This window comes from Burkholderia sp. 9777_1386, from assembly GCF_015712265.1.
Classification (GTDB): Bacteria; Pseudomonadota; Gammaproteobacteria; order Burkholderiales; family Burkholderiaceae; genus Burkholderia; species Burkholderia cenocepacia.
Window position 1 is genome coordinate 155,060 of sequence record NZ_JACCQB010000007.1, and the last position, 17,176, is coordinate 172,235.

General features: G+C 66.7%; 16 protein-coding genes. 2 read left to right on the forward strand and 14 right to left on the reverse strand.

Annotated features, from left to right (window positions below; translation table 11 throughout):
• Positions 1-74: 74 nt before the first annotated feature.
• Positions 75-470 (forward strand): acyl-CoA thioesterase, encoded by a 396-nt coding sequence (locus H0X91_RS08650; RefSeq protein WP_006485741.1) that lies wholly within the window; start codon positions 75-77, stop codon positions 468-470.
• Between the two features lie 36 nt (positions 471-506).
• Here the strand turns inward: H0X91_RS08650 and H0X91_RS08655 are convergent, their stop codons facing one another.
• Positions 507-989: a nitrate reductase associated protein gene (locus H0X91_RS08655; protein WP_012492415.1), complete on the reverse strand. Its 483-nt coding sequence runs from the start codon at positions 987-989 to the stop codon at positions 507-509.
• 114 nt (positions 990-1,103) lie between these two features.
• Between H0X91_RS08655 and fdhD the strand changes: the two genes are divergently transcribed.
• The gene (fdhD, locus tag H0X91_RS08660; RefSeq protein ID WP_196432954.1) at positions 1,104-1,958 is read left to right on the forward strand and encodes a formate dehydrogenase accessory sulfurtransferase FdhD; all 855 of its coding nucleotides are present in this window, start codon (positions 1,104-1,106) and stop codon (positions 1,956-1,958) included.
• A 51-nt stretch (positions 1,959-2,009) separates the two neighbouring features.
• Here fdhD and H0X91_RS08665 read toward each other — a convergent pair whose 3' ends face one another.
• From H0X91_RS08665 to H0X91_RS08725, 13 genes are all read right to left on the reverse strand, one after another.
• Positions 2,010-2,777 carry an enoyl-CoA hydratase gene (locus H0X91_RS08665; RefSeq protein WP_006485740.1) on the reverse strand — a complete coding sequence of 256 codons (768 nt, stop codon included), beginning with the start codon at positions 2,775-2,777 and terminating at the stop codon, positions 2,010-2,012.
• Between the two features lie 91 nt (positions 2,778-2,868).
• Entirely contained in the window at positions 2,869-4,068 is a 1,200-nt protein-coding gene (locus H0X91_RS08670; protein WP_006485733.1) for an acetyl-CoA C-acyltransferase, read from the reverse strand.
• A 70-nt stretch (positions 4,069-4,138) separates the two neighbouring features.
• Positions 4,139-6,574: a 3-hydroxyacyl-CoA dehydrogenase/enoyl-CoA hydratase family protein gene (locus H0X91_RS08675; RefSeq protein ID WP_006497386.1), complete on the reverse strand. Its 2,436-nt coding sequence runs from the start codon at positions 6,572-6,574 to the stop codon at positions 4,139-4,141.
• Between the two features lie 113 nt (positions 6,575-6,687).
• On the reverse strand, positions 6,688-8,475 hold the full coding sequence (locus tag H0X91_RS08680) for an acyl-CoA dehydrogenase C-terminal domain-containing protein (RefSeq protein ID WP_006485746.1): 1,788 nt from the start codon (positions 8,473-8,475) through the stop codon (positions 6,688-6,690).
• A gap of 58 nt (positions 8,476-8,533) precedes the next feature.
• Positions 8,534-9,133, reverse strand: a complete 600-nt coding sequence (locus tag H0X91_RS08685) for a TetR/AcrR family transcriptional regulator (protein WP_006485742.1) — start codon at positions 9,131-9,133, stop codon at positions 8,534-8,536.
• Positions 9,134-9,333: 200 nt separating this feature from the next.
• On the reverse strand, positions 9,334-10,608 hold the full coding sequence (clsB, locus tag H0X91_RS08690; RefSeq protein ID WP_006485739.1) for a cardiolipin synthase ClsB: 1,275 nt from the start codon (positions 10,606-10,608) through the stop codon (positions 9,334-9,336).
• The gene (gene nudB / locus H0X91_RS08695) at positions 10,605-11,099 is read right to left on the reverse strand and encodes a dihydroneopterin triphosphate diphosphatase (RefSeq protein ID WP_006485748.1); all 495 of its coding nucleotides are present in this window, start codon (positions 11,097-11,099) and stop codon (positions 10,605-10,607) included. Before nudB ends, clsB begins: the two co-directional genes overlap by 4 nt.
• A gap of 159 nt (positions 11,100-11,258) precedes the next feature.
• A complete protein-coding gene (gene aspS, locus H0X91_RS08700) occupies positions 11,259-13,061 on the reverse strand; it encodes an aspartate--tRNA ligase (protein WP_006485737.1) in 1,803 nt (600 codons plus the stop codon).
• A gap of 67 nt (positions 13,062-13,128) precedes the next feature.
• Positions 13,129-13,779: a DUF502 domain-containing protein gene (locus tag H0X91_RS08705; RefSeq protein WP_006477842.1), complete on the reverse strand. Its 651-nt coding sequence runs from the start codon at positions 13,777-13,779 to the stop codon at positions 13,129-13,131.
• A 61-nt stretch (positions 13,780-13,840) separates the two neighbouring features.
• The gene (locus H0X91_RS08710) at positions 13,841-14,194 is read right to left on the reverse strand and encodes an FmdB family zinc ribbon protein (protein WP_006497387.1); all 354 of its coding nucleotides are present in this window, start codon (positions 14,192-14,194) and stop codon (positions 13,841-13,843) included.
• Between the two features lie 95 nt (positions 14,195-14,289).
• On the reverse strand, positions 14,290-14,916 hold the full coding sequence (locus tag H0X91_RS08715) for an SAM-dependent methyltransferase (RefSeq protein WP_058901799.1): 627 nt from the start codon (positions 14,914-14,916) through the stop codon (positions 14,290-14,292).
• 17 nt (positions 14,917-14,933) lie between these two features.
• On the reverse strand, positions 14,934-16,511 hold the full coding sequence (gene ubiB / locus H0X91_RS08720) for a ubiquinone biosynthesis regulatory protein kinase UbiB (protein WP_006487907.1): 1,578 nt from the start codon (positions 16,509-16,511) through the stop codon (positions 14,934-14,936).
• Between the two features lie 12 nt (positions 16,512-16,523).
• Positions 16,524-17,150 (reverse strand): ubiquinone biosynthesis accessory factor UbiJ, encoded by a 627-nt coding sequence (locus H0X91_RS08725; RefSeq protein WP_006487883.1) that lies wholly within the window; start codon positions 17,148-17,150, stop codon positions 16,524-16,526.
• Between the last annotated feature and the right edge of the window lie 26 nt (positions 17,151-17,176).

Genomic DNA, 17,176 nt, shown 5'->3' on the forward strand with positions numbered 1-17,176 from the left:
CGCGCCGCTGCCGGCGCCCTCGCCGGCCAGCCTGCGCGCGGCGGTCCATTTATTACAGGATGAAAGCCCCCGCCATGACCGATTCGACCCTCGAACTTCCGCAGAAGCAGCCCGCGCTGCGCGTCGTCCCGCAACCGCACGACGCGAACGTCCACGGCGACGTGTTCGGCGGCTGGATCATGTCGCAGGTCGACATCGCCGGCTCGATCCCCGCGAGCCAGCGCGCGAACGGCCGCGTCGCGACGGTCGCGGTCAACTCGTTCGTGTTCAAGCAGCCGGTATTCGTCGGCGATCTGCTGAGCTTCTACGCCACCATCATGCGCACCGGCAACACGTCGATCACGGTCGACGTCGAGGTATACGCGCAGCGCATGCGCCTGATGGGCGAAGTCGTGAAGGTCACCGAAGCGACGCTCACGTACGTCGCGACCGGCCCGGACCGCAAGCCGCGGCAACTGCCGCCGCTCTGACGGGCACGCGCCGCGCCGCCGCGCGGCAGATGGCCGTCAGTGCGTGGCCGTCAGCCCGAACTCCCGCATCGCGGGCAGGAAATCGTGATTCAGCGTCGGCTTGCGCGACAGCTTGACCAGCACGTAGCGCTGGAACGGCGCGAGCCGCTGCCACTGCGCGAGCGCGGGCGCCGGCAGCCCGGCCAGCGCGCTCTGCTGCACGAGCGACTCCGGCACCGTGTCGACCGCGCGCCAGGCCGGCTGCTCGTCCGGCTGGAACCACGACGGCTCCAGATCGGCGTGCGTGCGCAGCATTTCGAACAGCGCATGATCGAAATTGGGCTCGATCGCGGTGTCGTCGTCGGCCGGAAAGCGCGCGAGCAGCTTGCGGTCCTCGAGCGGCAGCAGTTGCCACTGGTCGAGCGAAATCCGCAGGCCGAAGCGGTCGAGATTGAAACGCACGATCATCGGGATGTACGTGAAGTTTTCCGACGAATCGTGTTCGAAGTTGAAGAGCAACGGAGCGTCGCTGAGTCCCATGGTCGTTACCTGACGTGGCGGATGCCGGCGCGGCCGGCTTGCCTGGGGTATTTTAGAACCTCTGCGCGCGGGCGGCGGCACGATCGTCGCCGGCCGTGCTTCGAATCAACGGGAGTGCTCGTGAATCCGACCCAATCAGACGAACTGCGCGACGAACTTCGCGACGAACCGCGCGGCGCGATCGAGCTGCCCGTCAGCCGCACGCGCGGCGGCGCGGTCGACACCGCGCACGACTTCGTCGGCCAGGAATGGCCGGTCGCACTTGTCTTCAACGGCATCTCGCACGCGGTGATGATGTGTACGCCATGCGACCTCGAAGCGTTCGCGGTCGGCTTCGCGATCTCGGAAGGGATCGTCGCGCGCGGCAGCGACATCAAGGACATCGAGGTGATCCTGCACGCCGACGCGCCGCTGCCGCATGCGGAAGTCCATCTGGACGTGGTCCAGCAGGCGTTCGCCGCGCTGAAGGACCGGCGCCGCGCACTCGCGGGGCGCACGGGCTGCGGCGTCTGCGGCATCGAGAGCATCGACCTGCTCGACCTTGCGCCCGAACGCGTGCCCGATACCGGCTTTCTCGCACGCCTCGCGCCCGACGCACTGGCGCGCGCCGCGCATACGCTGCCGGCGCATCAGGCGCTCACGAAACTGACCGGCGGGCTGCATGCGGCCGCGTGGTGCGACGCAACAGGCGCGATCCGCGCGGCATTCGAGGATGTCGGCCGCCACAATGCGCTCGACAAGCTGATCGGCTCGCTCGTGCTGTCGCGCGCCGATACCACCGACGGTTTCGTGTTCCTGTCGAGCCGCGCGAGCTACGAGCTCGTACGCAAGGCCGCGCGGGTCGGCATCCCGCTGGTCGCGACCATCTCCGCGCCGTCGTCGCTCGCGATCGAGATCGCGAAGGCGGCTGGCCTGCGGCTCGTCAGCTTCTGCCGCGAAACCGGCCACGTCGACTACGGCACGGCCTGACCGCAATCAACGGATCGCGCCGGCGCTCCGCCGCCGGCGCGGCCCGCTCCGTCAGTCGAACTGACGGAAATCCGGCTTACGCTTCTCGAAGAACGCAGTCATCGCCTCGCGCGCTTCCGGCGCGCGCAGCATCGTCGCGAAGTGGCGCGCTTCCTCGGCCATCCGCGCGGGCGTCGCCACGCCGCCCGTCTCCTTCAGCAGCGCCTTCGTCACACGCAGCGATGCCGCCGGCAATGCCGCCAGCTTCGCCGCCTGCTTCGCCGCGAACGCGTCGAGTTCGGCCGCCGGCAGCACGCGGTTGACGATGCCGATCCGGTGCGCTTCCAGCGCGTCGAACGGCTCGCCCAGCAGCAGCTTCTCGGCCGCGACCTGATGGCCGGCCAGACGCGGCAGCAGCGCGCTGGATGCGGCCTCCGGGCACAGCCCGAGCTGCACGAACGGCAGCGAGAACGTCGCGGTATCGGCCGCGTAGACCAGATCGCAGTGCAGCAGCATCGTCACGCCGACGCCGACCGCGATGCCCGGCACCGCCGCCACGACCGGCTTGCTCGCGCTGCTGATCCGTGCCAGGAATTGGAAGACCGACGCGGTGTCGTCCTTCGGCGGCGACTTCAGGAAATCCTCGAGATCGTTCCCCGCGCTGAAATTGCCGTCGCTGCCGCGCAGCAGGATCACGCGAACCGCCTTGTCTTCCTGCGCATCGGCGAGCGCATCGGCCATCGTCTGGTACATCGCCGCCGTCAGCGCATTCTTCTTCGCCGGGCGCGCGATCGTGATCGTCATCACGCCGTCGGCGCGTTCCACTTGAATGTCGGCCACAACCGTCTCCTTTGACTGTCTCTACCGGAATGAAAAAACGGTGCGCGAGCTCGTGGCCCGCGCACCGTCGTCGCTTGTCGTCGCGTCCCGCTTACAGGCGTTCGATGATGCCCGCCGCACCCATGCCGGTGCCGACGCACATCGTGACCATCCCGTACTTCAGGTTGCGGCGGCGCAGGCCGTGCACGACGGTCGCCGCGCGGATCGCGCCGGTCGCGCCGAGCGGGTGGCCCAGCGCGATCGCGCCGCCCATCGGGTTGACCTTCGACGGATCGAGGCCGAGGTCGCGCATCACCGCCAGCGATTGCGCGGCGAACGCTTCGTTCAGCTCGATCCAGTCGAGATCGTCCTGCTTCAGGCCGGCGGCCTTCAGCGCGGCCGGAATCGCTTCCTTCGGACCGATGCCCATGATTTCCGGCGGCACGCCACGCACCGCGAAGCTCACGAAGCGCGCGAGCGGCGTCAGGTTGAATTCCTTGAGCACCTTCTCCGACACGACGAGCAGCGCGCCCGCGCCGTCCGACGTCTGCGAACTGTTGCCGGCCGTGACCGAGCCCTTGTTCGCGAATACCGTGCGCAGCTTCGCGAGGCCTTCGAGCGACGTATCCGCGCGCGGACCTTCGTCGAGCTTGATCTCGCGCGTCTTCACGTCGATTTCGCCCGTCGCGAGATTCGGGAAACGCTCGCTGATCGTGTAGGCGGCGATCTCGTCGTTGAACTCGCCGGCCTGCTGCGCGGCGAGCGCCTTGCGGTGCGACTCGACCGAGAACGCGTCCTGGTCTTCGCGGCTCACCTTCCACTGCTCGGCGACGCGCTCGGCGGTCAGGCCCATCCCGTATGCAATGCCGAAATCTTCATTGCGATCGAAGATGTGCGGCGACATCGACGGCTTGTTGCCCATCATCGGCACCATGCTCATCGATTCGCAGCCGCCCGCGAAGATCGCGTCCGATTCGCCGACGCGGATGCGGTCGGCCGCCATCGCCAGCGCGGTGATGCCCGACGCGCAGAAGCGGTTGACCGTCACGCCGCCGACCGTCTGCGGCAGGCCGGCGAGCAGCGCGCCCATGCGCGCGACGTTCAGGCCCTGCTCCGCTTCCGGAATCGCGCAGCCGATGATCGCGTCCTCGATCACCTTCGTGTCGAGGCCGGGCACCTGCGCGACCGCCGACTTGATCGCGTGGACCAGCAGCTCGTCCGGCCGCGTGTTCTTGAAGACACCGCGCGGGGCCTTGCCGATCGGCGTGCGGCTGGCGGCGACGATGTATGCGTCTTGCAGTTGTTTGCTCATTTCAGACTCCTGTCGACCCGAGCGGGCGCTTCAGCGCCGGCCCGGGCCCCATACAAAGTTATCCGCTCGCTCAGTTACGCACCGGCTTGCCGGTCTGCAACATGCCCATGATCCGTTCCTGCGTCTTCTGCGTGCCGAGCAGCTCGACGAATGCGCGACGCTCCAGCGCAAGCAGCCATTCTTCGTCGACCAGGCTGCCGGCTTCGACGTCGCCGCCGCACACGGCTTCTGCGATGCGGCTCGCGATCAGGTAGTCGTGGTCGCTGATGAAGCGGCCGTCACGCATGTTGACGAGCGATGCCTTGATCGTCGCGATCGCCGAACGGCCTGCAACCGGCACGTCCTTCGCACGCAGCGGTGCGCGGTAGCCGGTGTCGGCCAGCGCACGCGCTTCCTTCTTCGCGGTGTCGAGCAGTTCGAACACGTTGAAGACGATCGTGTCGGACGGCTTCACGTAGCCCATCGCACGGGCGTCGTGCGCGGACGCCGACACCTTCGCCATCGCCGCGTTCTCGAACGACTTCGTGACGAACTTCAGGATGTCGGTGGTCGCGTTCGCGGCCGTCGCGGCGTCTGCCGCGCGCAGCGCCGCTTCCTTCAGGCCGCCGCCCGCCGGCACGAGGCCGACGCCCACTTCGACGAGACCGATGTAGCTCTCGACGTGCACGACGCGCTTCGCGCTGTGCAGCATCAGCTCGCACCCGCCGCCGAGCGCGATGCCCGACACGGCCGCGACGACCGGCACGTTCGCGTACTTCACGCGCAGCATGCCTTCCTGGAACTTCTTCACGAACGGCTCGATGCCCTTCGCGCCGCCCATCATGAACGCGGGCATCGCCTCCTCGAGGTTCGCGCCAGCCGAGAACGGGCCGCCCGGCGTGCCGAGCTTCAGCGACGTCGGCTGCCAGATCACCACGCCCTTGTAGTCCTTCTCCGCGAGTTCGATCGCCTGCACGAGGCCGTCGATCACGCTCGGTCCGATCGTGTTCATCTTCGACTTGAACGACACGATCACGACGTCGTCTTCACCGGCACGGTCGTCGACCCATGCGCGCACTGCGTCGGTCTCGAACAGCGTCTTGCCGTACGTCTTCGGATCGGCACCCGCTTCGCCGAGCAGCGGCGCACGGAACACCTGCTTGCCGTAGACCGCGAGGTCCGAGCGCGGCACGAAGCGCTTCGCGGCCGGCGCCCACGAGCCTTCGGCCGTGTGCACGCCGCCCTTCTCGGCGACCGGGCCTTCGAGCACCCACGACGGCAGCGGCACGTTCGCGAGCGCCTTGCCGGCCGCGATGTCTTCCTGCACCCACTCGGCGACCTGCTTCCAGCCGGCGGCCTGCCAGCCTTCGAACGGACCTTCGTTCCAGCCGAAGCCCCAGCGGATCGCGAGGTCGACGTCGCGCGCGTTGTCGGCGATCGACTCGAGATGCACGCCGATGTAATGGAACACGTCGCGGAAGATCGACCACAGGAACTGCGCGTGCGGATGATCCGTCTCGCGCAGCAGCTTCAGGCGTTCCGCCGGCGGACGCTTCAGGATGCGGCCGACCGTTTCGTCCGCCTTCGCGCCCGAATCGACGTAGGTGCCCGTCTTCGCGTCGAGCACCTTGATCGCCTTGCCTTCCTTCTTGTAGAAGCCGCCGCCCGTCTTCTGGCCGAGCGCGCCCTGCTTCACCAGCTCGGCGAGCACGGCAGGCGTCTGGTAGACCGGGAAGAACGGATCGTCGGCGAGGTTGTCCTGCATCGTCTTGATCACGTGCGCCATCGTGTCGAGGCCGACCACGTCCGCGGTGCGGAACGTCGCCGACTTCGCGCGGCCGAGGCGGCTGCCCGTCAGGTCGTCGACTTCGTCGAAGCGCAGGCCGAACTTCGCGGCCTCGGTGATCACCGCGAGGATCGAGAAGATGCCGACGCGGTTCGCGATGAAGTTCGGCGTGTCCTTCGCGCGCACGACGCCCTTGCCGACGACGCTCGTCAGGAAGGTTTCGAGCTGGTCGAGGATCTCCGGGCGCGTATGCGCGGTCGGAATCAGCTCGACGAGGTGCATGTAGCGCGGCGGGTTGAAGAAGTGCACGCCGCAGAAGCGCGACTTCAGCTCGTCCGAGAAACCTTCGGACAGCTTCGTGATCGACAGGCCCGACGTGTTGGTCGCGAAGATCGCGTGCGAAGCGATGTGCGGCGCGACCTTCTTGTACAGGTCGTGCTTCCAGTCCATCCGCTCGGCGATCGCCTCGATCACGACGTCGCATTCGGCCAGCTTCGCGATGTCGTCCTCGTAGTTCGCCGCTTCGAGGTACTTCGCATCGTCCTTCACGCCGAACGGCGCGGGCGACAGCTTCTTCAGGTTCTCGATCGCCTTCAGCGCGATCGCGTTTTTCGGGCCTTCCTTGGCCGGCAGGTCGAACAGCAGCACCGGCACGCGCGCGTTGATGAGATGCGCGGCGATTTGCGCGCCCATCACGCCGGCGCCCAGCACGGCGACCTTGCGAATCAGGAAATTGCTCACGGGATGTCTCCGGATAGTGTCGTGCAGCGCGAAATGTGAGGGCTGCACGGCGAAGTGAGTACCAGGAACCGTTGCGTCCGGGCGGCGCGCGGCGCGCACCGCCCTGAATCGCGTCAGAACAGCGATTCGTCGACTTCCATCAGCGTCTTCGAACCGGCGCGCGCGGCGCGGATCGTCGATGCCGTTTCAGGCAGCAGACGCGCGAAGTAGAAGCGGGCGGTGGCGAGCTTCGACTTGTAGAACGGATCGCCCGACGCTTCCTTGTCGAGTGCGAGACGCGCCATGCGCGCCCAGAAGTACGAGAACACCAGGTGGCCGACGGTGCGCAGGTACGGCACGGCGGCCGCGCCGACTTCGTCGGGGTTCTGCATCGCCTTCATGCCGATTTCCATCGTCAGCTTCTGCACCTTTTCACCGATGTCGGCGAGCGGGTTGATGAACTCGGCCATCTCCGGCTTCACGCCTTCGGCTTCCGCGAATTCGGTGACGAGCTTGCCGAACTTCTTCAGCTTCGCGCCCATGTCGCCGAGCACCTTGCGGCCCAGCAGGTCGAGCGACTGGATCGAGTTCGTGCCTTCGTAGATCATGTTGATCCGCGCGTCGCGCACGTATTGCTCCATGCCCCACTCGGAGATGAAGCCGTGGCCGCCGTAGATCTGCATCGCGTGGTTGGTCGACTCGAACGCGTTGTCGGTCAGGAACGCCTTGATGATCGGCGTGAGCAGCGCGACGAGGTCGGCCGCTTCCTTGCGCACCGCTTCGTCGGCGTGCGACAGCTCCTTGTCGATCTGCAGCGCGGACCAGTACGTGAACGCGCGCGCGCCTTCCGCGTAAGCCTTCTGCGTGAGCAGCATGCGGCGCACGTCCGGGTGCACGATGATCGGGTCGGCCGGCTTGTCCGGTGCCTTCGGGCCCGTCAGCGAACGCATTTGCAGGCGTTCCTTCGCGTACGTCAGCGAGTTCTGGTACGCGACTTCCGTGAGGCCGAGGCCCTGCATGCCGACGCCGAGGCGCGCGGCGTTCATCATCACGAACATCGCGTTCAAGCCCTTGTTCGGCTCGCCGACCATCCAGCCCTTCGCGCCGTCGAGGTTCATCACGCACGTCGAGTTGCCGTGGATGCCCATCTTGTGTTCGATCGAGCCGCACTTGATGCCGTTGCGCTCGCCCGGCTCGCCCGCAGCGTCCGGAATGAACTTCGGCACGATGAACAGCGAGATCCCCTTCGTGCCTTGCGGCGCGTCCGGCAGGCGCGCGAGCACGAGGTGGATGATGTTCTTCGACATGTCGTGCTCGCCGCTCGAGATGAAGATCTTCGTGCCGCTGATCGAGTACGAGCCGTCGCCGTTCGGTTCGGCCTTGGTGCGCAGGATGCCGAGGTCGGTGCCGCAGTGCGGCTCGGTCAGGCACATCGTACCCGTCCATTCGCCCGACACGAGCTTCGGCAGATATTGCTGCTGCAGTTCCGGCGCGCCGTGCGCGTGCAGGCATTCGTACGCGCCGTGCGACAGGCCCGGATACATCGTCCAGGCCTGGTTCGCCGAGTTCAGCATTTCGTAGAGTGCGTTGTTCACGAACGCGGGCAGGCCCTGGCCGCCGTAGTCCGGATCGCAGCCGAGCGCCGGCCAGCCGGCCTCGACGTATTGCTGATACGCTTCCTTGAAGCCGGTCGGGGTCTTCACGACGCCGTCGCCTTCATACGTGCAGCCTTCGCGGTCGCCGACCTGGTTCAGCGGGAACAGTACCTCGGAGCAGAACTTGCCCGCTTCCTCGAGGACCTGGTTGATCGTGTCGGCGTCGAGGTCCGCATGCTTGGGCATTTGCTTGACTTCGGCTTCGACGTTCAGAAGCTCGTGCAACACGAATTGCATGTCGCGCAGCGGCGCGGCGTACTGTCCCATGACTCTCTCCAAAGGTGGGCAAAACGGCTCGAGCTCCTGGCGGGCGGGTCACGCGCCGCTAACGGCTCTCGCTCTGATACGAAACAATCGTCTTTTCCAGCGCGGCCCACGTGAGGCGCACGGCGTCCGGCGAATGCAGGAAGCGTGCGTCGTGATGCAGGCCGAGCGTGAAGCTGTACAACTCGAAGAGCATCAGTTCCGGATCCGTGTCCGTGCGCAGATGCCCTTCTTCCATCGCCTGCGAAATGGCGCGCAGCAACGCGGCACGCCAGGCGGTCACGCTCGCGATCAACTGCTCGCGCACGGGGCTGTCCGGCCGGTCGTCGTACTCCACTGCGCCGCTGATGTAGATGCACCCGGTCGTCACCTCCTGGATGCGCTTCTCGATCCAGCGCGCCAGCATCGCCCGAAGACGCGGCAGACCGCGCGACTCGCGCAGGCTCGGAAAGAACACCTCGTTTTCGAAACGATGGTGGTACTCGCGGACGACCTCGACCTGCAGGTCTTCGCGCGATCCGAAGTGCGCGAACACGCCGCTCTTGCTCATCTGCATGCGCTCGGCCAGCAGGCCGATCGTCAGCCCCTCCAGCCCGTCACGGCTGGCGAGGTCCAAAGCAGCTTCAAGTATCGCGGCACGCGTCTGTTCGCCTTTTCGCATAGCTATTTCTGTAACCGTTCGGGGGTTCGAATAAAATCGAACGGCCGTACTATTATTGAGTGCGGCCGCTCGCGAAACAAGGAAATTATTAGAAACCGGTGTCTAACCGAGCCGCTATTTTGCGCGATTCCGGCGGGACCGGAGCGGCTTTTCCGCACGAACGTGCGGACAGATTTTTTGAAGCGAATACTTAGTCGGCGTCAGTCGTAACCGCCGACCGTCAGCGCCTTCATCACGACACGGTAGGTCGTGTACGCGAGCCAGTTCAGCAGCCGCTCGACGCGCGGGCGCGCCGCGTAGTGCGCGGCATCGATCTCCCGGCCTTCGGCGAACGCGGTGGCGATCGCGTCGCGCAACTGGTTCGTCACTGCATCGTAGCGCACCAGCACGACGTTCGCTTCATTGTTCAGCATCAGGCTCAGCGCGTCCAGATTCGACGAGCCGACCGTCGCCCAGTTGTCGTCGATCACGGCGACCTTGCCGTGCAGGATCGTCTTGTCGTATTCGGCGACGCGCACGCCCGCGCGCAGCAGCGTGTGATAGAGGAACGGTACGGCCGTATCGAGCGCCGCGAATTCCTTGCGGCCGATCAGCACCTGCACGTCGACACCCCGCCGCGCCGCGCCCGTCAGCGCGCGACGCAGCTTGCGGCCCGGCATGAAATACGGATTCGCGAGCAGGATCCGCTGGCGCGCCTGGCCGATTGCCGCGAGATAGGCCTTCTCGATCGCGCGGCGGTTCACGACGTTGTCGCGCGCGACGAACGCGACGCTCGGCTCCGTCACGACCCGCAGCGCGCCGGCCTTGATCCACCGGTGGCTGCGCATCCAGCGCCGGAACATGTCCGGGAACGCTTCGCCGCCGTGCAGCCCGGCCGCGTACTGCGCGTACGGCTTGTGGCCGAACTGGATCCGGTGCCATTGCAGCTCGAACGCGGCACGCACGTCGGACACCGCGGGCCCGGCCATCTCGACCGCGAAATCCCAGCGCGGGAACGGCAGCGTCGCGCTGCCCTGCGTGTAGTCGTCGACGATGTTGATGCCGCCGCAGAACGCGACCGCATGATCGATCACCGCGAGCTTGCGGTGCGTGCGCGAGAAGCCGAAGCGGCCGAACAGGAAACGGTTGTAGATGCAGTGCTCGACACCGGACTCGGCCCACGTGTCGAACAGCGGCAGGCGTGCGGTGCCGATGCCGTCGGTGATCACCCGCACGCGCACGCCGCGCTGCGCCGCGCGGATCAGCGCGTCCGACACCGGGCGGCCGGCCGCGTCGTCGCAGAAGATGTAGGTTTCGAGCATCACCTGCTCGCGGGCGGCGTCGATCCGCTCGATCAGCGCGTGGAAGAATTCGCCGCCGGTTTCGCACAGCCGCACCGTGTTGCCGGCCGTAAACGCGAGCCGCGACGCGGAGCCGCGCTCCTGCAGGAACATCTGCCGCAATTGCGCGAAGCGCTTGCGGGTCTCCGCATTCATGCGGACGAGCCGTGCGGCGCACGCGCGAGGGCCACGCGCGCGGGCAATTGCAGGATCGCCTCGGCGTTCGACGGCGAGAAGCAGCGCGCGGCCGCCTCGCGGAACGGCAGCCACGCATGGTCGACATGCTCGCGCGGCGACAGCGTCACGTCGACGCGATGCGGCACGCACAGGCCGAACCAGTGCTCGACGTTGCGCGTGACGCCCGGCGCATAGCGATGCAGGTATTGCGGATAGATCGTGTATTCGATCCGGTGGTGCCAGTCGACGAGCGCGCTGGCCGGCACGTCCGGCGTGCCGACCGCGATGCCGGTTTCCTCGGCCACTTCGCGCGCGGCGGTGAGCGCGAGCGGCTCGTCGAGCGCGTCCTTCGAGCCGGTGACCGATTGCCAGAAATCGGGCTGGTCGGCACGCTTGATCACGAGCACATCGAGGTCGGGCGTGTAGATCACGACGAGAACGGATTCGGGGATTTTCGGCGGCTTCGTCATCTTTGTTTCATGCGGCACAGGGCCGTGCGCCGGGCCTGCGCCCGAACGTGCGGCAAGTGCTGCGACTGTACCGCAAAAAATGAAAAAGGCGCATCACTGCGCCTTTTTCATGGGCGTCGTGTGCGCGTGACCACGCACACGACCGGGGCGAGAAGCGCGTTACGCCTTCGGCTGCTCCGGCTGACGCAGACGGATGTGCAGCTCGCGCAGCTGACGCTCGTCGACCGGGCTCGGCGCCTGCGTGAGCAGATCCTGCGCACGCTGCGTCTTCGGGAACGCGATCACGTCGCGGATCGAATCGGCGCCGGCCATCATCGTGACGATACGGTCGAGACCGAACGCGATACCGCCGTGCGGCGGCGCGCCGTACTGCAGCGCGTCCAGCAGGAAGCCGAACTTCGCCTGCGCTTCTTCCGCGCCGATCTTCAGCGCGCGGAACACCTTGCTCTGCACTTCCTCGCGGTGGATACGCACCGAGCCGCCGCCGATTTCCCAGCCGTTCAGCACCATGTCGTACGCCTTCGCGAGGCAGCGGCCCGGGTCGGTCTCGAGGTACTCGAGGTGCTCGTCCTTCGGGCTCGTGAACGGATGGTGCGCGGCGACGTAGCGCGCATCTTCGTCGTCGTATTCGAACATCGGGAAGTCGACGACCCACAGCGGCTTCCAGCCGGCCTGGACGAGACCGTTCGCCTTGCCGAATTCCGAATGGCCGATCTTCAGGCGCAGCGCGCCGAGGCTGTCGTTGACGACCTTCGCGCGATCGGCCGCGAAGAAGATGATGTCGCCGTCTTCGGCGCCGGTGCGCTCGAGGATCGCCGCGATCGATGCATCGTGCAGGTTCTTGACGATCGGGCTCTGCAGGCCGTCGCGGCCCTTCGCCTTCTCGTTGACCTTGATCCACGCGAGGCCCTTCGCGCCGTAGATACGCACGAATTCCGTGTAGCCGTCGATGTCGCCGCGCGACAGCTCGCCGCCCTTCGGCACGCGCAGCGCCGCAACCCGGCCGTCCTTCGCGTTGGCCGGCGTGCTGAATACCTTGAAGTCGACGTCCTTCATCGCGTCGGTCAGCTCGGTGAATTCGAGCTGCACGCGCAGGTCCGGTTTGTCCGAACCGAAACGCGCCATCGCTTCCGAGTACGGCATCACCGGGAATTTCGCGTCGAGCTCGACGTCGATCGTCGTCTTGAAGATGTGACGGATCATGTCTTCGAACAGGTCACGGATTTCCTGCTCGCCGAGGAACGACGTCTCGCAGTCGATCTGCGTGAATTCCGGCTGACGGTCCGCGCGGAGGTCTTCGTCGCGGAAGCACTTGGTGATCTGGTAGTAACGGTCGAAGTTCGCGACCATCAGCAGCTGCTTGAACAGCTGCGGCGACTGCGGCAGCGCGAAGAACTGGCCCGCGTTCACGCGCGACGGCACGAGGTAGTCGCGCGCGCCTTCCGGCGTGCTCTTCGTCAGCATCGGCGTCTCGATGTCGATGAAGCCCTGCTCGTCGAGGTACTTGCGCGCCTCGATCGCGACGCGGTAGCGCAGGCGCAGGTTGTGCTGCATCTGCGGGCGGCGCAGGTCGAGCACACGGTGCGTGAGACGCGTCGTTTCCGACAGGTTGTCGTCGTCGAGCTGGAACGGCGGCGTGACCGACGCGTTCAGCACGTTCAGTTCGTGGCACAGCACTTCGATCTTGCCGCTCTTCAGGCCGGCGTTGACCGTGCCTTCCGGACGGTTGCGCACGAGGCCCTTGATCTGCACGCAGAACTCGTTGCGCACGCCTTCGGCGGTCGCGAACATCTCGGCGCGATCCGGGTCGCACACCACTTGCACGAGGCCTTCACGATCGCGCAGGTCGATGAAGATCACACCGCCGTGATCGCGGCGGCGCTGCACCCAGCCGCACAGCGACACGGTTTGGCCCAGCAGGTGTTCGGTCACGAGACCGCAGTATTCAGTACGCATCGACATGATGTTTGCTTTCGTTCGGTTTGATCAACGGGCGCCGCAACGCGCGGCCCGGGCGATGATTCTTTACTTACAGCGGCGGCTCGACGGGACGGCGGGCGGGCGCCGGAGCCGGCGCCGAAGGCGCCACGACGCCCATCGAGACGATGTACTTGAGCGCGGCATCGACCGACATGTCGAGTTCGATGACTTCGCTCTTCGGCAGCATCAGGAAGAAGCCCGACGTCGGGTTCGGCGTCGTGGGCACGTACACGCTCACGTACTCTTCCGTCAGATGGTTGACCACGTCGCCGCCGGGCGTGCCGGTCAGAAACGCGATCGTATACGAGCCGCGGCGCGGGTATTCGATCAGCAGCGCCTTGCGGAATGCATTGCCGCTGCTCGACAGCAGCGTGTCGGACACCTGCTTGACGCTCGTGTAGATCGGCCCGACGACCGGGATGTGACGCACGACCGCGTTCCACCACGTGACGAGCTTCTGGCCGATGAAGTTCTGCGTGGCCAGCCCGACGACGAAGATGAACGCGAGCGTCAGCACCGCGCCGATCCCCGGCAGATGGAAGCCGAGCATCCGCTCGGGCTGCCACGATTCGGGCAGCAGGAGCAGCGTCTGGTCCATCGTGCCGATGATGAGGCCGAGCACCCACAGCGTGATCGCGAGCGGGACGAGAACCAGCAGGCCGGTCAGGAACACCGTTTTCAGGGTCGTCTTTTTCATCATCTGCCGTCAATGAACCGCGCCGGCGGCGCGGGTTGGTCGCGACCCGGACGGGCCGCGACGGTCAACTACCGGCGGCGGGCGCTGCGGCCGGAGCCGGCGCGGCGCTCGTCGTCGAGGTACTGCCCGAACTGCTCGCCGCAGCCGGCGCGGCCGCGGCGGGTGCGGCTTCAGCCGCCGGTGCGGCCGGCGCCGCGTCGCCCGACGCCGTCGCCGGCGCGCTGGTACCGCCCGAGCCGCCGCGGAAATCGGTGACATACCACCCCGAGCCCTTCAGCTGGAAACCGGCGGCGGTCACCTGTTTGCGAAAAGCATCCTTCCCGCATTCAGGGCATTGCGACAGCGGCGCGTCGCTCATCTTCTGGAGCACGTCCTTCGCGAAACCGCACGCTTCGCATCGATAGGCGTAGATCGGCATGATATTTTTCCCGCAGAAACTGGAAACGGCTTGCAAAACCTTGAATTATAGCCGAAACCCTGGCGCGCTCCGGCAATGGCCGCGACGCCCGCGCATCAGCGGCGACGCCACGTGAGCCAGCGCTCGTGCCCGTCGAACACGGCCAGCGAATCGGTCACGGGCAAATCCTCGACCAGCTCGAAGTGCGGCGCGAGCAGCGCATCGAGTTCCGCGTGCTCGATCCCGAACGGCGGCCCCTTCGGTTTCGCCACCACGAAGAAATAGCCGGCCAGCAATCCGCCCGCGGGCAGCAGCTCGGCCATCCGCGCCGCATAATCGGCACGCAGGCTCGGCGGCAACGCGCACAGGAACGCACGCTCGTACACCCACTGCACGTCGAACGGCGGCCGGTACTGAAAAAAATCGGCCTGCTCGACGACGTCCGCATGCGTGCCGAGCTGCGCCTTCGCCGCAGCGACCGCCTGCGCGGCGAAATCGATCGCCCGCACCGGCCAGCCGGCCTGCGCGAGCCAGCCGGCCTCCTGCGCGCTGCCGCAGCCGGGAATCAGCACCGCGCGCGGCGCCAGCCGCTGCGCGAACACGCGAAAACCGTCCGGCACGCCGCCGAATTCCCATGGCGTCACGCCGCGCTCGAAGCGCTCGTTCCAGAACGACGCGCTGCCCGGGTCGCGTGTCGCGAAATCGGTGGCCGACGGTGCGGCCGGTTGCTTCGGATCGGACATCGCCGTGCTCCTTTCGATCAAGCGCCGTACGCGAGCGCGAGCAGCACGCGCGCGACGAGCGCCCCGACGCCGACGGCCAGGCCGAAGATCAGCAACGCCTGCAGCAGCCGGTTCGTCCGCTTCTGCTCGACGAGGACCTGACGCATCAGTTCCTCGCTCGCGGCGCGCGGCGCATCGTGGCGCGCGGCCAGCGCATGGTGGATGAGGCGCGGCAGTTGCGGCAGCGTCTTGCTCCACTGCGGCGCCTCGACCTTGAACCGCTCGTACCAGCCGCGCAGGCCGATCTGCTCGGTCATCCAGCGCTCGAGATACGGCTTCGCGGTCTTCCACAGGTCGAGTTCGGGATCGAGCGAGCGGCCGAGCCCTTCGACGTTCAGCATCGTCTTCTGCAGCAGCACGAGCTGCGGCTGGATCTCGACGTTGAAGCGACGCGACGTCGAGAACAGGCGCATCAGCACCTGGCCGAGCGAGATGTCCTTCAGCGCGCGGTCGAAATACGGCTCGCACACCGCGCGGATCGCGCTTTCGAGCTCCTCGACGCGGGTCTCCGGCGGCACCCAGCCCGATTCGAGGTGGAGCGTCGCGACACGGTGGTAGTCGCGCTTGAAGAACGCGAGGAAGTTCTGCGCGAGGTAGTTCTTGTCGAAATCGGACAGCGCGCCGACGATCCCGAAATCGAGCGCGATATAGCGGCCGAACGTGTTCGGGTCGAGGCTCACCTGGATGTTGCCGGGGTGCATGTCGGCGTGGAAGAAGCCGTCGCGGAACACCTGCGTGAAGAAGATCTCGACGCCTTCGCGCGCGAGCTTCTTGATGTCGACGCCGGCCGAGCGCAGCGTCTCAACCTGGCTGATCGGCACGCCGGTCATGCGCTCCATCACGAGCACCTGCGACGTCGAGAAATCCCAGAACATCTCGGGCACGAGCAGCAGGTCGAGGCCCGCGAAGTTGCGGCGCAGCTGGCTGCCGTTGGCGGCCTCGCGCATCAGGTCGAGCTCGTCGTGCAGGTACTTGTCGAATTCGGCGACGACCTCGCGTGGCTTCAGGCGCCGGCCGTCGGCCCACATGCGTTCGGTCCACGTCGCGATGTCGCGCATCAGCGCGAGGTCGGAATCGATCACCGGCAGCATGTTCGGGCGCAGCACCTTGACGGCGACGGCCTTGCCCGCATGCACGCCCTGCTTCAGCTTCGCGAAATGCACCTGCGCGATCGACGCGCTCGCGATCGGCTCACGCTCGAATTCGTCGAACAGCTCGTCGACCGGCGCGCCGAGCGACTTCTCGATGATCGCGATCGCGACGGCCGAATCGAACGGCGGCACCTGGTCCTGCAGCTTCGCGAGTTCGTTCGCGAAATCGACCGACAGCAGGTCGCGGCGCGTCGACAGCACCTGGCCGAACTTCACGAAGATCGGGCCCAGGCTTTCGAGCGCGTGACGCAACCGCACGGCCGGCGGATCGGAGAAGCGGCGACCGATCGTCGTGATCCGCAGCAGCAGCTTCACCCGCCGGTCGTCGATCCGGGACAGCATCACTTCGTCGAGGCCAAAGCGGATGACGGTGTAGACAATCTTGATGAAACGGAAAATGCGCATGCCCTGCGGCCCTCAGTGCGCGCCGCGCGGGCCGGAGCCCGTGCGCGCGCCGATTTTTTGTTCGAGTCGCTCGACCCGCTTTTCGACCCGCGCGAGCGCATCGCGTGCGCGCGCCAGCTCGGCGTCGAAGCCGCCGAGCGACGCGCGCCGGACGACCTGCGGGTTCTCGTCGAGCCAGTATTCGGCGACGGAATCGAGCACGTTGCGGCCGGTGCGGCGTGCGCGCGCGCCGGCGTCGCGCACGACCGTCGCGATCCGGTACGCCGCCGCGTCGCCGACCAGCTTCGCGAGATCTTCTTCCGGTTCCCAGCGCAGATGCTCGGCCAGCTTCGCGATCTGCGTCGCGAATTCCGCGTCGCCTTCGATCTTCACGTGCTTCATCACGGCCGCCTGGCCGCCCTGCAGGAACGCGGCGACCGTGTCGCCGGCGAGCGCGATCGACACGTCGACCTGTTGCGCGTCGTGCGCGTCGACGGCCGACAGATAACCGTCGGGCTGCACCAGCAGCGTGAGCGTGACGGGAGGCACGTCGATCCGGGCGGTCTTGCCCGCATAGGGAATCAGGCGGTCGCGTGCCCACGATTCGCGCGCGAGCAGGTGATTGACGGCAGCAGCAAAAGGCTTGGCGGCAAAGGTCATCGGGCTGGGAAAGAAAAAACCCGCGC

Excerpts from the sequence above, each read along its gene's own strand:
- H0X91_RS08650 (WP_006485741.1), top strand. The coding sequence starts at position 75 with ATGACCGATTCGACCCTCGAACTTCCGCAGAAGCAGCCCGCGCTGCGC.
- H0X91_RS08655 (WP_012492415.1), bottom strand. The coding sequence starts at position 989 with ATGGGACTCAGCGACGCTCCGTTGCTCTTCAACTTCGAACACGATTCG.
- H0X91_RS08670 (WP_006485733.1), bottom strand. The coding sequence starts at position 4,068 with ATGAGCAAACAACTGCAAGACGCATACATCGTCGCCGCCAGCCGCACG.
- H0X91_RS08680 (WP_006485746.1), bottom strand. The coding sequence starts at position 8,475 with ATGGGACAGTACGCCGCGCCGCTGCGCGACATGCAATTCGTGTTGCAC.
- H0X91_RS08685 (WP_006485742.1), bottom strand. The coding sequence starts at position 9,133 with ATGCGAAAAGGCGAACAGACGCGTGCCGCGATACTTGAAGCTGCTTTG.
- clsB (WP_006485739.1), bottom strand. The coding sequence starts at position 10,608 with ATGAATGCGGAGACCCGCAAGCGCTTCGCGCAATTGCGGCAGATGTTC.
- nudB (WP_006485748.1), bottom strand. The coding sequence starts at position 11,099 with ATGACGAAGCCGCCGAAAATCCCCGAATCCGTTCTCGTCGTGATCTAC.
- aspS (WP_006485737.1), bottom strand. The coding sequence starts at position 13,061 with ATGTCGATGCGTACTGAATACTGCGGTCTCGTGACCGAACACCTGCTG.
- H0X91_RS08705 (WP_006477842.1), bottom strand. The coding sequence starts at position 13,779 with ATGATGAAAAAGACGACCCTGAAAACGGTGTTCCTGACCGGCCTGCTG.
- H0X91_RS08710 (WP_006497387.1), bottom strand. The coding sequence starts at position 14,194 with ATGCCGATCTACGCCTATCGATGCGAAGCGTGCGGTTTCGCGAAGGAC.
- H0X91_RS08715 (WP_058901799.1), bottom strand. The coding sequence starts at position 14,916 with ATGTCCGATCCGAAGCAACCGGCCGCACCGTCGGCCACCGATTTCGCG.
- ubiB (WP_006487907.1), bottom strand. The coding sequence starts at position 16,511 with ATGCGCATTTTCCGTTTCATCAAGATTGTCTACACCGTCATCCGCTTT.
- H0X91_RS08725 (WP_006487883.1), bottom strand. The coding sequence starts at position 17,150 with ATGACCTTTGCCGCCAAGCCTTTTGCTGCTGCCGTCAATCACCTGCTC.